At 35.8% G+C, this 14,746-nt stretch carries 12 protein-coding genes; 8 read left to right on the forward strand and 4 right to left on the reverse strand.

The features are described from left to right. Positions 1 to 70: 70 nt before the first annotated feature. From V7Z48_RS00225 to V7Z48_RS00240, 4 genes are read left to right on the forward strand one after another with little or no spacing between them, the layout of a single operon-like run. Complete coding sequence (locus V7Z48_RS00225) at positions 71 to 352, forward strand: DUF4834 family protein (RefSeq protein ID WP_334111364.1); 282 nt, start codon at positions 71 to 73, stop codon at positions 350 to 352. Between the two features lie 29 nt (positions 353 to 381). Then, positions 382 to 2,814 (forward strand): YfhO family protein, encoded by a 2,433-nt coding sequence (locus V7Z48_RS00230; RefSeq protein WP_334111365.1) that lies wholly within the window; start codon positions 382 to 384, stop codon positions 2,812 to 2,814. A 25-nt stretch (positions 2,815 to 2,839) separates the two neighbouring features. Further along, positions 2,840 to 4,129 carry a glycosyl transferase family 1 gene (locus tag V7Z48_RS00235; protein WP_334111366.1) on the forward strand — a complete coding sequence of 430 codons (1,290 nt, stop codon included), beginning with the start codon at positions 2,840 to 2,842 and terminating at the stop codon, positions 4,127 to 4,129. Then, positions 4,120 to 5,574, forward strand: coding sequence for an oligosaccharide flippase family protein (locus V7Z48_RS00240; RefSeq protein WP_334111367.1), 1,455 nt, complete (start codon positions 4,120 to 4,122; stop codon positions 5,572 to 5,574). Before V7Z48_RS00235 ends, V7Z48_RS00240 begins: the two co-directional genes overlap by 10 nt. Before the next feature lie 104 nt (positions 5,575 to 5,678). On the opposite strand, the gene V7Z48_RS00245 is transcribed toward V7Z48_RS00240, so the two are convergent. Next, positions 5,679 to 6,863: a hypothetical protein gene (locus tag V7Z48_RS00245; protein WP_334111368.1), complete on the reverse strand. Its 1,185-nt coding sequence runs from the start codon at positions 6,861 to 6,863 to the stop codon at positions 5,679 to 5,681. A gap of 207 nt (positions 6,864 to 7,070) precedes the next feature. Between V7Z48_RS00245 and V7Z48_RS00250 the strand changes: the two genes are divergently transcribed. Then, positions 7,071 to 8,144: a DUF3667 domain-containing protein gene (locus V7Z48_RS00250; protein WP_334111369.1), complete on the forward strand. Its 1,074-nt coding sequence runs from the start codon at positions 7,071 to 7,073 to the stop codon at positions 8,142 to 8,144. 28 nt (positions 8,145 to 8,172) lie between these two features. On the opposite strand, the gene uvrA is transcribed toward V7Z48_RS00250, so the two are convergent. Further along, on the reverse strand, positions 8,173 to 10,962 hold the full coding sequence (uvrA, locus tag V7Z48_RS00255; protein ID WP_334111370.1) for an excinuclease ABC subunit UvrA: 2,790 nt from the start codon (positions 10,960 to 10,962) through the stop codon (positions 8,173 to 8,175). A gap of 224 nt (positions 10,963 to 11,186) precedes the next feature. On the opposite strand from uvrA, the gene V7Z48_RS00260 reads away from it, so the two are divergent. Further along, the gene (locus V7Z48_RS00260) at positions 11,187 to 11,771 is read left to right on the forward strand and encodes an RNA polymerase sigma factor (protein WP_334111371.1); all 585 of its coding nucleotides are present in this window, start codon (positions 11,187 to 11,189) and stop codon (positions 11,769 to 11,771) included. 57 nt (positions 11,772 to 11,828) lie between these two features. Further along, on the forward strand, positions 11,829 to 11,978 hold the full coding sequence (locus V7Z48_RS00265; protein ID WP_334111372.1) for a hypothetical protein: 150 nt from the start codon (positions 11,829 to 11,831) through the stop codon (positions 11,976 to 11,978). Positions 11,979 to 12,002: 24 nt separating this feature from the next. Here V7Z48_RS00265 and V7Z48_RS00270 read toward each other — a convergent pair whose 3' ends face one another. Continuing rightward, a complete protein-coding gene (locus V7Z48_RS00270; RefSeq protein ID WP_334111373.1) occupies positions 12,003 to 12,662 on the reverse strand; it encodes an endonuclease III domain-containing protein in 660 nt (219 codons plus the stop codon). A gap of 36 nt (positions 12,663 to 12,698) precedes the next feature. Here V7Z48_RS00270 and bcp point away from each other — a divergent pair, with 36 nt between their 5' ends. Beyond that, on the forward strand, positions 12,699 to 13,148 hold the full coding sequence (bcp, locus tag V7Z48_RS00275) for a thioredoxin-dependent thiol peroxidase (RefSeq protein WP_334111374.1): 450 nt from the start codon (positions 12,699 to 12,701) through the stop codon (positions 13,146 to 13,148). A gap of 76 nt (positions 13,149 to 13,224) precedes the next feature. On the opposite strand, the gene V7Z48_RS00280 is transcribed toward bcp, so the two are convergent. Continuing rightward, positions 13,225 to 14,700 carry a TonB-dependent receptor gene (locus tag V7Z48_RS00280; protein ID WP_334111375.1) on the reverse strand — a complete coding sequence of 492 codons (1,476 nt, stop codon included), beginning with the start codon at positions 14,698 to 14,700 and terminating at the stop codon, positions 13,225 to 13,227. Positions 14,701 to 14,746: the final 46 nt, after the last annotated feature.

Raw genomic sequence — 14,746 nt, forward strand, 5'->3', positions numbered from 1 at the left:
ATGCAATTTTTATGTAATTATAACCCTATTTCATGGCTAAGTATTGTAATTTTGAAAAAATTTTTATCTCATGCTTCAAACAGCATCATTTATAGGTGTTTTAAAAACCTTACTTATCATTGTTTTGATGTACTATGGCTTCAAATTATTGATGAGAATTTTGGCGCCATGGTTACTAAAATACGCCGCTCAAAAAATGAAAAAGAAATTTGGCGACGCTTTTCAGCAAGCGCAACAATCCCAATCTAAAACCACAGACGAAGGCAAAACCGTTATAGATTCTATGCCAGACCAAGAAACCAAATCAAATAAAAAGGTAGGCGAATATATAGATTTCGAAGAAATTGATTAATTTTCAACCTTAAGGTTTAAACTCTATTCATGCACATTTCTTATTCAAGTTTACTGAAACACGTTGCAGTGATCGCTGCTTTCGTAATCATATCATTAGCCTATTTTAGTCCTGTTCTTCAAGGAAAAGAAATTTTCCAAAGCGATATCATGCATTATATTGGCATGAGCAAACAGCAAAAGGATTTTAAAGCTGCAAACAATCAGGAAACCTATTGGACCAACAGTGCCTTTGGAGGTATGCCAACTTACCAGCTCGGCGCGCGGTATAGCAACCATTATATCAAAAGTTTAGATGCTGCTTTAAGATTTTTACCGCGTCCTGCTGATTATCTGTTTCTCTATTTTATAAGCTTTTACATTTTTCTTATAAGCCTAAAAGTCGATTTTAAATTAGCAGCATTGGGCGCTTTGGCATTTGGATTTTCAACCTATTTAATTATTATTCTCGGGGTTGGTCATAATAGCAAGGCTCATGCCATCGCTTATATGCCGTTGGTTTTGAGTGGTATTGTGTTGGCTTTTAACAAGAAATACATTTATGGTTTTTTACTCACTTCGGTCGCTATGGCTCTAGAAATAAGTACCAACCATCCGCAAATGACCTACTACTTAATGTTGCTGGTTTTAGTGTTAGGGCTTACATATCTTATTAAAGCATTTAAAGAAAAAGAACTACCTCATTTTTTTAAAACTGTTGGTATACTATCAGTTGCCGTTGTCATCGGCTTGGTATTAAATGCAGCACCACTCATGGCAACTCAAGAGTATGTGCAAGAAAGTACCCGTGGTAAAAGCGACATCACCGTCAATCCAGATGGTTCAGACAAGCCCGAATCCACAGGCTTAGATAAAGAATATATTACCGAATACAGCTACGGTATTACTGAAACTTTCAACCTGTTTATCCCAAGATTTATGGGAGGTGGCAGTTATGAAGATGTAGGTAAAGAATCCCAAACCTATCAGTTTTTTAAAGATCAAGGTGCGTCGCCAATTCAAGCATTAGAGGCTACCAAAAGCACACCAACCTATTGGGGCGCGCAGCCCATTGTGGAAGCACCAGCTTATATTGGTGCCGTGGTTATTTTCTTATTTGTGCTAGCATTGTTCCTCTTAAAAGGTTCCGTTAAGTGGTGGTTACTAGCTGGAACAATCATGTCGCTATTGTTATCCTACGGAAAAAACTTAGAATTTCTAACAGAATTTTTTATCAACTACGTGCCGCTTTATAACAAATTTAGAGCCGTGAGTTCCATTCAAGTAATTTTAGAACTCTGTGTTCCGGCATTGGGTATTTTGGGGCTTCAGCAGTTGTTTAAAACCGATAATCAAAAAATTAAACTTAAAGCCCTTAAAAACACCGTTTTTGTAACTGCCGGAATTGCACTGGTCTTCTTGTTATTTAAAGATGCCCTTTTAGACTTTGTAGGCGCCAACGATGGGTTTTACCGTCAGAATTATGGCAACGAATTTATCGATGCTGTAACGGACGATAGAAAGTCGATGTTTACTTCGGATACTATTAGAACTTTGGTTTTGGTATTGTTATCTGCTGGGGTTTTACTGGCATTTGTGACTTCAAAAATTGATAAACTCAAAACGGTGATTGGCTTAGCGGTTTTGATATTTTTTGACTTGGTTATGGTAAACCGTAACTACGTTAACAACGATAATTTCGTGTCCTCAATTCAAGTGAATAAACCCTATCAAGCCAATGCAGCCGACATTGAAATCATGAAAGATGATGGCCATTTTAGAGTATTTGACTTGAGTAATGATGGACGACGTTCTCCTGCAAAGGCTTCTTATTTTCACAATAGTTTAGGGGGTTATCATGCCGCTAAATTGGGTCGTTATAATGATGTATATAATTTTTATGTGTTGAATAATAACATCAATGTTTTAAATATGTTGAACACCAAATACATTATTATTGAAAACGAAGAAGGTGCTATTTTTCCTTATAAAAATGAGGAATCCAACGGCAATGCGTGGTTTGTAAACGAAGTTCAAACCTTGTCTAACGAAGATGAGGTGCTGCTATCTCTAGATACTTTAAATCACAAGAAAATCGCCGTAACCAGCGAAGATTTAGGCTTAAAACGCAACTTTAAAACCGATTCTACTGCGGTAATTAATTTGGTGGAATACAAACCTAATTATCTTAAATACCAATCCAATAACCAATACGAAAGCCTAGCAGTGTTTTCTGAAATTTATTATGCCAACGGCTGGAAAGTTTTAGTAGATGGTAATGAACAACCATATTATAGACTCAATTACCTATTGAGAGCATTACCTTTAGAAGCCGGCCAACACACCATTGAATTCAAGTTTGAACCCGAAGTGGTAGAAAAAGGCAGTAGCATTATGCTTGCTGGCGCTTTTGTATTTGGAATATTACTGATAGGCGGATTGTACTATCAATTCAAAAGGTCTCCAGAGAAGGAAGATAAATAAAAACAGTCTGGTTAATGTTGTATAAATGAAGTCTAAAAAAGTACTCATTATCGCTTATTATTGGCCGCCAGCTGGTGGACCAGGCGTACAACGTTGGTTGAAATTCGTAAAGTATTTGCCAGATTTCGATATAGAGCCGGTAGTTTACGTTCCAGAAAATGCAACCTATCCCATTACAGATGAAACCTTGTTGAATGAAATTCCGAGTAACATCACCATCTTAAAGCAACCGATTAAAGAACCCTATGCACTTGCGTCTTTAGTGTCTAAAAAACAAACCAAATCACTGTCTTCTGGAATTATAACCAGCGAAAAAAAACAATCGCTTTTAGAGCGCTTGCTGTTGTTTGTAAGAGGTAACTTTTTTATTCCTGATGCACGTGCTTCCTGGGTGCGACCGTCAGTGGATTTTTTACGTGAATACCTAGATAATAACGACATCAATACCATTATTACCACCGGACCACCACACAGTGTGCATTTAATTGGACTCGGGTTAAAAGCACAATTAAAGCTAAACTGGATTGCAGATTTTAGAGATCCATGGACTACCATTGGATATCACAAGGCTTTAAAGCTCATGCCATATGCTAAAAACAAACATCTTCGGCTAGAGCATGAGGTGTTAACCAATGCCAACCATATCGTTGTTACAAGTCAACTAACTAAAACGGAATTTTCAACAAAAACCAAACAGCCCATTTCCATTATCACCAACGGATTTGATAATGTAGACACCATAATCGTACCTAAGAAATCCGATTTTGTAATGGCACATATCGGTTCCTTGTTATCAAAGCGCAACCCTAAAATCTTATGGAAGGTACTTTCGGAATTGGTGGCTACCAACACCGATTTTAAAAACCACTTCCGATTAGAACTGGCAGGTATCATTAGCCATGAAGTATTCGATTCTATAGAACACTTCGGACTCACAGCTTACACAAAAAACCTTGGATATTTAAGTCACCAAGAAGCACAAAAACTACAGCGAAGCGCTCAGGTATTACTACTGATTGAAATAGATTCCGAAGATACCAAAGCCATCATCCCTGGAAAACTATTTGAATATATGGTTTCGAATACCCCAATTTTAGCGATTGGCCCGCAAGATGCTGATGTTTCAAAACTTATTAAAGACACCAATACGGGGATTTATGCAACCACCATGGATGCGCCTACCATAAAGAGACATATCTTAGCGTATTTTAGCCGGTATCAAAATAACACACTAGAATTGTACCCCATTGGACTTGAAAAATACAGCCGTAAAATGCTTACCAAACGCCTATCCGAAATCATCAAATGGGAATAGTTAAAAGCCAATCTATTCAAAACACATTCAGCACCTACTTGGGCTTTGGGTTAGGCGCCGTTAACACCTTGTTTCTTTACACCCATTTTCTCACCGATGCGTATTATGGTTTGGTAGCTTTTATTTTGTCTACTTCCAACATTATCATGCCACTTATGGCCTTTGGGGTACACAATAGCATTATTAAATATTACTCGTCCTATCGCACCAAGCATTCTATACAATCATTTTTAACGATGATGCTGTTTTTGCCCTTACTGGCAATCATACCAATCGGCGGTATGGGTTATCTTGCTTTTGATGTGATTGTGGAATCGCTGTCTGTAAAAAATCCCATAGTTAGCGATTATGTGGCACACATTTATCTTGTAGCCATCGCCATGGCTTACTTTGAAGTATTTTTTGCCTGGAGTAAGGTACACATGCAAACCGTGTTTGGTAATTTTATGAAAGAAGTCTTTCACCGATTGGCCATTATGATTCTTTTGTTTACCGTGCATTTAGAATGGCTGAGTATTCCAGCTTTTGTCAATGGGGTAGTAGTTGTATATTTAGTAAGAATGCTTATTATGAAAATAACAGCTTTTAGTATTCAATTTCCAAAACTCCGATTTCATAAGGTGTCTAATTTTAGAGAAGTATTTTCGTATTCTGCTATAATTATCATAGCGGGTTCGGTAGCTACTTTGCTGTTAGACATCGACAAGTTTATGCTCAACTATTACATTCCCATTGAGGAAGTTGCCTATTACAGCGTAGCAGTTTTTATTGCAACGGTCATATCTGTACCACAACGCGCTATGCATCAAATTTTAGCACCGTTAAATGCTAAGTTTTTAAACGAAGACAACCTGCCTGAACTTCAAAACTTGTATCTGAGAAGTTCCATAACGCTCTTCACTGTAAGTGGCTTGATATTTTTACTCATTGTGTTAAATATTAATCAGTTGTATAAAATAATTCCTAATCAATTTTCAATAGGCTTATATGTGGTGTTTTTTATCAGTGCCGCCAAATTGTTTGATAGTTTATTAGGAAGTAATAACGCCATCTTATTTAATAGTCAATATTATAGGGTAGTGGTATTATTGGGTGTTATTTTGGCAATAGCTACGGTAGTATTTAATTTAATATTTATTCCAATATTTGGTATCAATGGCGCTGCTTTTGCAACTTTCTTGGCCATGGTTTTGTACAATGTTTTTAAACTCTTTTATGTAAATAGAAAATTTAAAGTGCAACCAATTTCTTCTAAAACGGTGGCGCTAACTGCTATAATTGTTGTGAGTATGATAGTGTTTTACTTCTGGGAATTTCCTTTTCATCCATTAATAAATATAATTTTGAAATCGGCTTTAATAAGCTTGAGTTATGCCGTTATGGTAATAAAGTTTCAAATTTCTGAAGACGTCATAGCAGTGTTTCGTGCTTACAAGAAAAAATAAAACGGGAGTATTATAAACGAGAAAATCCCACAAGGTGCTTTGAGGCATACGTCTTGCAGGACTTTCTAACTAACCAACCAAAATTATGTTTACTTTCTGTTTTTTTACTGTCGGCTACGTCTTGAGCTTGTAGCTTGAGTATTGCTTGAATTACTTCTACTTTGCGTAACTCTTGTGCTGTTATTAGATGTACGAGAATTTTGTGTGTTTGGTTTTCGTACATTGCTATTATTTGTTTTTCTGTTCACTTGAGACATGTTTCTAGTGTTGTTTGTCACAGTGTTAGCACCAGAAATTCTAGTAGTAGAATTTGTTGGTCTAACTGTGGCATTATTGTTAACACGATTATTACTTTGAACGTTTCTTACCGCATCAGAATTATTATTTCTGTTTGTTTGAGTCGTCCTAACAGCAGCGCTATTACTTCTTGTACTATTCTGTCTAGTCGCAGCATTGTCAGTGCTTCTTGTACTGTTTTGTCTTGTTGAAGCATTACTATTTCTTCTGTCAGTATTAGTGCTTCTAACCGAGTTATCATTATCTCTTCTAGTTGAATTAGAAGCTACACGACTGTTATTATCGGTTCTATAACTGTCGCTTATGCGAGCATCATTGGTGCGTCTGCCATTTACTAAGGCTTGTCCTCGACGGCTATTGATATCTACCACATGGCGGTAATTATTAGTGTAAGGTCTATAATATGTATATCTTACTGGCTGATAATAGGTGCGATAAGGGATTGGTCTTACAATGCAATAGTTATAAGCAGGAATCGTATAAAAACGGTGCCATGGTCTGTACACATAGCCTCTGTTATAAACATTTATAAATCCGTTGTAGTGGCTAAATACATTGTTTCGGTAGAATACGTTTAATCCTCCAAGACGTACTATTCTTCCAAAGTTATTGTAGTGTACAAATACATTTCCAATTTGATTTACACGTCCGAAGTAATCATAATAAATCGGGGTGTGTAATATCTGAACTACCGCACCAAAATCGTCGTATTGAACATATGGATTGTAGTTAAATCCAGTGTTGAAACTTATAGATACGTTTGGTGAATTAAAACCAGCGTTTACATTAGGTCCGTAATTGGGCAAATAGAAATCGAATTGCCCATCAGGAAACACCGAAAATTCAATATTACCTTCTACAAAGATGAAAGAATTTCCATAACCATTCACAAAACTATTAGTTGAAGAATGGGCTTCAAAAGTGTTGTTACTTGCGCTTACAGTATTTCCTATAAGAAACATCGCTGTAAATAAAAAGGCTAGATTTTTCATAATTGTAGGGTTTTAAATTAAACTCATTTATCAATTTACAAACAGCGTGCCAAAAAACGAAAATAGAGTTTATGATGCTGTAAATCAATATTAAAAAAATTTTAGTGGTAGAAAATTTATACAATTGTTAAAGAGGGTATTAATAATCAGCACATTTTTTTTTACTTTTATTTCATTGTAATCCCTTTTCAGAATTTTTTCAAACAGATGAAATCAGAACAGCACCATTGCTTAAACTGTGGCTACGAATTAGAAGATGATTTTGAGTTTTGTCCGCATTGTGGACAAAAAACCGAGGATAAGCTTACCATCGGTGTCTTGTTTTATAATACGATTTCAAACTATTTTTCATTTGATGCGCGCTTTTTAAAGAGTTTTGTGCCGCTGATCTTTAGACCTGGATACTTGCCCGCGAAGTTTCTAGAAGGTAAGCGTTTACTGTATTTGCATCCAGCCCAAATGTATTTATTTATATCAGTGATTTTCTTTTTTATTTTTTCATTCAGTGTTAGAGAGCAAGTGCAAGCTGTTAATAAAGCCGTTCAGAAAGCGACGTTACTAGACAGTCCTGATAAGGCAGTCAAAAAATTTAGTGTAGAGTTAGACACACTTCAAACACAAAAAATAGCTTCAGTACTTAAGGAGAATCAAAAGCAATTAAATATTCCTGATGAAGATTTAAAGGAAATAGATTCCGTGCTCAAAGGAAACAATGCCAGAGTAGTTTCTAGCAATGGTTTTCCGCGATACAGGGAGCGCGAGCTGGACTCGTTAATTTCCTTAAATAAAACTGATGACGAAATATATGCTTTTATGGGTTTAAAGTCGGATGCCACTTATTTGACTAGACGCCTATTTAAACAGCTTTTAAAATTTCATAAAACTAAAGATGGTGGCACCATTTTACAAACATTCTATGATAGTATACCAATTGTATTATTTTTCCTGTTACCGCTGTTTGCCTTGTTTTTAAAAATCTTGTATTTCAATAAAGGTACCTATCCGCACCATCTGGTTTTTAGCTTTTATTATTTTGCTTTTGTGTTTGCTGTTTTAAGTATATTCACCATTCTAAATTTAAATTGGGAGATTTACGAATTGGTTAATACACTGTTCATTTTAGCCTTATTTGTGTATTTGTTTTTAGCCATGAAACGCTTTTACAGACAGGGCGTGTTTCTTACTATTTTCAAGTTTGGCGTATTAAGCTTTAGCTTTCTATTATTTATAACGCCTATTACGGCAATATTCCTAATTTTTTATGCTTTATTATTTTACTAAACATGCACACAAATGTTTCAAAATAACATTAGTAAAGCTTTTCTTTTAAAAACTTTGCGGTGACCGATTTCTTATTCTTAACGAGTTCCTCAGGGGTGCCTTCAGCAACCAAATAACCACCTTCAGAACCGCCATCCGGACCTAAGTCAATAATATGATCAGCGCATTTAATCAAATCTAAATTGTGCTCAATCACGATGATAGAATGACCTTTTTCTATCAATGCATTAAAAGATTTCAGTAACTTTTGTATATCGTGAAAATGTAATCCCGTTGTAGGTTCATCAAAAATAAATAAAGCATTGTCACTTTGGCTACCTTTTCCAAAAAACGAGGCTAATTTGATGCGTTGTGCCTCACCACCCGATAGAGTGGACGAACTTTGTCCTAACGTTACATAACCTAAGCCAACATCTTGTAAAGGCTGTAATTTCTTTTGAACTTTAGATTGATTGTGCTTGTCAAAAAAGGCAATGGCATCGTCAATAGTAAGATTTAAAATATCGTGAATGCTGTGATTTTCAAATTGTACTTCTAACACTTCCTTTTTAAATCGCTTGCCATTACAAGTTTCACAAGTAAGATGCACATCGGCCATAAATTGCATTTCAATAGTAACTTCGCCTTCACCTTTACAGGTTTCGCAACGGCCACCATCCACATTGAACGAAAAGTGTTTGGCTTGATAATTTCTAATCTTACTCAGTTTTAAACCTGCAAACAAAGCTCTGATGTCGTCGTAGGCTTTAATATAGGTAACGGGATTTGAACGCGACGACTTTCCAATGGGGTTTTGATCGACAAATTCAACGTGTTTGATATTGCTAAAGTTCCCTTCTATACCATCAAACTGACCAATTTTATCACTCACACCAGTGAATTGCTTTTGCAAGGCAGGATACAGCAATGTTTTTACCAAAGTACTTTTACCGCTTCCAGAAACTCCCGTAATCACCGTTAAACAATTTAACGGGAAACGCACATCAATGTTCTTCAAATTGTTTTCTCTTGCGCCTTTAATGTCTATATAATATTTTGTAGAACGTCTTTTCTTAGGAATGGCAATAGACATGCGACCACTTAAATATTGTGCGGTTAAGGAATCCGATTTTAAGATGGTTTCAAAATCACCTTGTGCAACTACTTCACCGCCAAGGGTGCCAGCTTCCGGCCCAATGTCAATAATATCGTCAGAAGCCTTCATCATGTCTTCGTCATGTTCTACAACAATAACGGTGTTGCCTAAATCCCTTAAAACTTTTAAAACTTGAATGAGCTTTTCGGTATCTTTTGGATGCAATCCTATACTGGGTTCATCTAAAATATACATAGAACCGACCAAACTACTGCCCAAGGACGTAGCAAGATTTATACGCTGACTTTCACCTCCCGACAAGGTATTCGAACGGCGGTTTAGAGTCAGGTAGTCTAAACCAACATTACTTAAAAATTGTAGCCTGTTTTGTATTTCGGTTAATAGGCGTTTGGCGATTTGTGTATCGTAAACATTCAGCGTTAAATTGCTAAAGAAATTTTTTAATTCTTTTACTGGTAATTCTACTAAATCCGAAATGGTTTTGTTACCAACCTTCAAATAATTTGCCTCTTTACGCAATCGTGTGCCATTACAAACTTTACATTTCGTTTTACCACGGTATCGCGATAGCATCACTCTATTTTGAATTTTATAAGCTTTAGATTCTAATTCTGCAAAAAAGCTGTTGAGTCCTTCAAAATATTGGTTGCCATTCCAAATAAGTTGTTTTTGTTCCGCGGTTAATTGAAAATATGGCTTATGTATAGGGAAGTCAAATTTATGTGAATTGTTTACCAACTGGTCGCGATACCAACTCATACTCTCGCCACGCCAAGGAAAAATAGCGTTTTCATACACCGATAAGGCTGAATTAGGAATCACTAAATCATCATCAATTCCAATCACATCGCCATAACCTTCGCAATTAGAGCAAGCACCATAAGGATTGTTAAAGCTAAACAAATGTACGTTGGGTTCAAGAAATGTAAGACCATCTTCTTCAAATCGGTTATTGAACGAAGTATTACTGTTATTCGATAAATTTTCAACAATACAAGTACCTTTTCCTTCAAAAAAAGCGGTTTCTACGGCATCGGCAAGACGGTTGTAGAAATCGTCGTCATCTTTGGTGATTATACGATCTATTACCAAATATAAATTATTGTTTTTAAGTGTGGTTAGGTTACATTGATCCATGCGTAAAACCTCTTCATTTACCTTAATACGCGCGTAACCTTGCTGTTGTAGCACTTTTAATTTATCTTCTAATGTTCTGCCTTCTTCGAGCGAAATAGGAGAAAGCAATAAAAGCTTTTCACCTATTTCGTGCGTTTTAATATGCTTAATGACATCACTGGTAGTTTCCTTCTTAATAATATTACCAGTGGATGGTGAATAGGTAAGGCCAATTCTGGCAAACAATAATTTAAGATAATCGTAAATCTCAGTAGTGGTGCCAACGGTCGATCTAGGATTCGTAGAATTCACCTTTTGTTCAATAGCGATGGCAGGCGCAATGCCTTTGATATAATCTACCTTGGGCTTGTTAAGGCGACCGAGAAACTGACGGGCATAACTAGACAAACTTTCAACGTAGCGTCGTTGTCCTTCAGCATATAAGGTATCAAAGGCTAAACTAGACTTACCCGAACCAGAAAGTCCTGTAATAACAACTAGTTTGTGCCTCGGAATAACAACATCAATATGCTTGAGATTGTGCAAACTAGCACCTTTAATAATAATATATTGTTTAGGGTTTACCTCTAAATTTGTAGTATTCATAGCAGCTTTTAAAACAAGTTTTGCAAAGATACGATAAGTATTTCATCGTAAAAAGCAGAGTATAGGACAATTAAAATGTTAAATTTTCGACTTAATTTTTGGTATTCCAAAAATATTGTTGTTATATTTGAACTCAATTCTAATAAAGCAAGTGCCTATATTATAAAATTACTTTAAACTATTAACCCCAAACAAAACGAAGTTTTGTTCTTAAAGTAATGATTATGAGACAGGAGCTTAACACTGATTCAGTTTTAGTGCGTAATTACATCGAAGGAGATGAGCACGCACTATCTACCTTAGTCTACAGACACAAACAGAAAATTTACAGTTTTATTTACTCAAAAGTATTAGACAGAGATGTTACTGAAGATATTTTTCAGGACACTTTTATAAAAGTAATTCGTACTTTAAAGTTGGGTAAATATAACGAGGAAGGAAAGTTTCTACCTTGGGTTATGCGTATTGCGCATAATTTGGTAATTGACTATTTCCGTAAAAATAACCGCATGCCTAAATTCGACAACTCAGGTGAGTTTAGTATTTTTTCGGTATTAGGCGATTCTACCTTGAACGCAGAGAAACGAATGATTAAAGATCAAATAGATTCAGACGTGCGTCGTTTAATTGATGAACTTCCCGAAGACCAGCGCGATGTATTGGTAATGCGCATGTACAACGATATGAGTTTTAAAGAAATATCCGAACGTACGGGCGTAAGTATTAATACAGCATTGGGAAGAATGCGTTATGCTCTTATTAATTTAAGAAAGGTAATCGAGCAAAATAATATCATTTTAACAAATTGATATAATAATATTAGTTTTGTTGCGTTTTAATTTTATCTAACCCGATAAATTATGAAAATGGCAAAACTTTACTCTCAAGAAAAACCTCAAAATCAAATTGATGACCTACAACCAAAGAAGGAAACATTAGATTTCATTCTTAATTATTCAAAGGCTTTAAGTGTTATACATTGTAATAAAAAGAAGTTTGAAGCGCTTCTTAATTAATTGAAGAAAATCCTGATTGAAAAATCAGGATTTTTTTATTTTATAATACTGGTCTAACACCGATTTACGACCAATGGTCTTGGTAATGATATCTTTATCTAAATCCCATCCACGCGCTGGTGAATATTGTCGACCATACCAAATAATTTGAAGGTGTAAATCATTCCACAAGGCTTCCGGAAATAAACGCTTGGCATCTTTTTCGGTTTGTACCACGTTTTTACCATTGCTGAAATTCCAACGATACATCAGTCTATGAATATGCGTGTCTACTGGAAATGCTGGAATTCCAAAGGCTTGAGACATGACTACCGCTGCCGTTTTATGGCCAACCGCAGGCAGGGCTTCTAAAGCTTCATAGGTTTGTGGCACCTCACCACCGTACTTGTCAATCAAGATTTTGGAAAGCCCATAAATGCCTTTGCTTTTCATTGGCGATAAACCAACTGGTCGTATAATCGCTCTAATCTCTTCAACGCTTAACTTTACCATATCATAAGGATTGTTGGCACGTTCAAATAATAAAGGCGTGATTTGATTGACGCGCACATCGGTACTTTGTGCTGAAAGTAGCACTGCAATTAATAAAGTGTAAGGATCTTTATGGTCTAAAGGAATTGGGATTTCAGGGTATAAGTCATTTAACGTATTTATAACAAATTCAACCTTTTCTCGCTTGGTCATATATCGTAATTTTACAAAAATCAAAGTTAAAGAATTATGACCAATTTAAAAGCAGGAGATAAGGCACCAAATTTTAGTACTTTTAATCAGGATGGAAAAACAGTTTCCTTAAGTGATTTCAAAGGGAAGAAATTAGTCTTATTTTTCTACCCAAAAGCCAGTACGCCTGGTTGTACAGCTGAAGCGTGCAATTTAAGTGACAATTACCAAAAGTTTAAAGACAATGGTTATGCTATTTTAGGCGCTAGTGCCGATAGCCAAAAACGTCAAGCTAGTTTTAAAGAGAAATATGGCTTTCCATACGATTTATTGGCAGACGAAGATTTATCAGTTATCAATGCTTTCGGTGTATGGGGACCTAAAAAGTTTATGGGTAAGGAATACGACGGTATTCACAGAACCACTTTTGTCATTGACGAAAATGGTGTAATCGAATCCGTTATTGATAAAGTAAAAACTAAAGAACACGCGAGTCAGATTTTATAATCGGAACTAAACCAAATAAAAAAGCACGATTTAAATTATTAAGTCGTGCTTTTGATTTTATGTAGGGTTTGTTTATTTAGCTATCGTGCATAACCTCTTCGGCTTCATAACCAAACAAAGACTTTTCTTTTATAAGATTAGCAACACCTTCAGGCATCATAGCTTCCCAACCTGTTTCGCCTGCAGAAATCATTCTTAAAACTTCTCTGGAAAAGACTTTCAGATTTTTTTCGTCATATTCTGTTATATCTACCACCTTACCGTTATATTTAAAGAATTTGTACAATTCTTTCATCCGTGGGTGAACTTTTAAGTTTTCACTAGTAGTAAGGCTGCCATCCTCGTTTAGCATCGGATACAAATACACCCTTAAATCTTTAAAGAATAATTTACCGAAAGCTTCTAAAATACCACCGCTTAAATGACGGTAATATTTTTCATCAAAAATATCTACTAAATTATTGACACCCATGGTTAAACCTATACGTTCTTTGGTGTACAACGAAAAGTATTCAACTAGCTTATAATACTCTTGAAAATTCGAAATTAGCACGGTCTGACCTAATGAACACAGCAAACGCGCTCTGTCCATAAAATCTTGTTCATCTATTTCACCTTCTGCACGCAAGTTAGACAAGGTGATTTCAAAAACAGTTTGTGTGTTTTTTTCATCTACTTTATTTTCCTTGATAAACATGTCGTAACTCTTTTTAAACATATCCATATTTACCTTGGTAACAGGTCTAAAACTACCTCTTAATGCGAGAATATTTTTCTTGTACAACACTGCCGCTGGTAGCACGTTATTTCCGTCTGGTGCAAACATAACCGCATCGGTCATGCCATTTTTAACCAGTTGCAAACTCATTAGTCGGTTGTCAACGTTTTTATATGCGGGTCCTGCAAAGTTAATTGTATCAATTTCTAACTGGTCTTTATGCAGGTGGTCGTACAGATAACGCAGTAATTTACGAGGAGTGTTGTGTTTATAAAAAGCACTGTATATTAAATTAGTACCGAGAATACCTAGTGTTTCCTGCTGTAAACGTGCATCATGTTCTTTAAATCTAACGTGCAACACAATTTCATTGTAAGCCTGATCAGGCTCTAATTGGTACTTGATACCAACCCAACCATGTCCTTTAAATTTCTTTGCGAAATCTATGGTGGCTACGGTGTTGGCATACGAAAAAAATATTCTATTAGGGTTTTCGGAGCGGTCAATCCGTTCTTCTATAAGTTTAATTTCGTGATTCAGCATTTTGCGCAAACGTGCCTCGGTAACGTAACGTTTGTCTTTTTCTATTCCGTAAATAGCGTCGCTAAAAGATTTATCGTAAGCAGACATAGCTTTAGCAATGGTACCAGAAGCACCACCAGCTCTAAAGAACTGTCTAACAGTTTCTTGACCAGCACCAATTTCAGAAAAAGTACCGTAAATATTTCTGTTTAGGTTGATGCGCAATGCTTTGTCCTTAATTGAGGGAATCGTCTCAATTATTTGATCACCTTTTATGGTGATTTCGTTGTCTTTTTGGGCCCTATCTTCCATGCTACAAAGATATCAAATAAACCACGCATTCAAAATAATAAAGTTA

The organism is Paucihalobacter sp. (assembly GCF_036825875.1).
Lineage (GTDB): Bacteria > Bacteroidota > Bacteroidia > Flavobacteriales > Flavobacteriaceae > Paucihalobacter.

Bases quoted from the DNA above. Each gene is read 5' to 3' on its own strand.
- uvrA (WP_334111370.1), bottom strand. From the start codon at position 10,962: ATGAATACTACAAATTTAGAGGTAAACCCTAAACAATATATTATTATT.
- V7Z48_RS00235 (WP_334111366.1), top strand. From the start codon at position 2,840: ATGAAGTCTAAAAAAGTACTCATTATCGCTTATTATTGGCCGCCAGCT.
- V7Z48_RS00230 (WP_334111365.1), top strand. From the start codon at position 382: ATGCACATTTCTTATTCAAGTTTACTGAAACACGTTGCAGTGATCGCT.
- V7Z48_RS00265 (WP_334111372.1), top strand. From the start codon at position 11,829: ATGGCAAAACTTTACTCTCAAGAAAAACCTCAAAATCAAATTGATGAC.
- V7Z48_RS00250 (WP_334111369.1), top strand. From the start codon at position 7,071: ATGAAATCAGAACAGCACCATTGCTTAAACTGTGGCTACGAATTAGAA.
- V7Z48_RS00245 (WP_334111368.1), bottom strand. From the start codon at position 6,863: ATGAAAAATCTAGCCTTTTTATTTACAGCGATGTTTCTTATAGGAAAT.
- V7Z48_RS00280 (WP_334111375.1), bottom strand. From the start codon at position 14,700: ATGGAAGATAGGGCCCAAAAAGACAACGAAATCACCATAAAAGGTGAT.
- V7Z48_RS00225 (WP_334111364.1), top strand. From the start codon at position 71: ATGCTTCAAACAGCATCATTTATAGGTGTTTTAAAAACCTTACTTATC.
- V7Z48_RS00240 (WP_334111367.1), top strand. From the start codon at position 4,120: ATGGGAATAGTTAAAAGCCAATCTATTCAAAACACATTCAGCACCTAC.
- V7Z48_RS00260 (WP_334111371.1), top strand. From the start codon at position 11,187: ATGAGACAGGAGCTTAACACTGATTCAGTTTTAGTGCGTAATTACATC.
- bcp (WP_334111374.1), top strand. From the start codon at position 12,699: ATGACCAATTTAAAAGCAGGAGATAAGGCACCAAATTTTAGTACTTTT.
- V7Z48_RS00270 (WP_334111373.1), bottom strand. From the start codon at position 12,662: ATGACCAAGCGAGAAAAGGTTGAATTTGTTATAAATACGTTAAATGAC.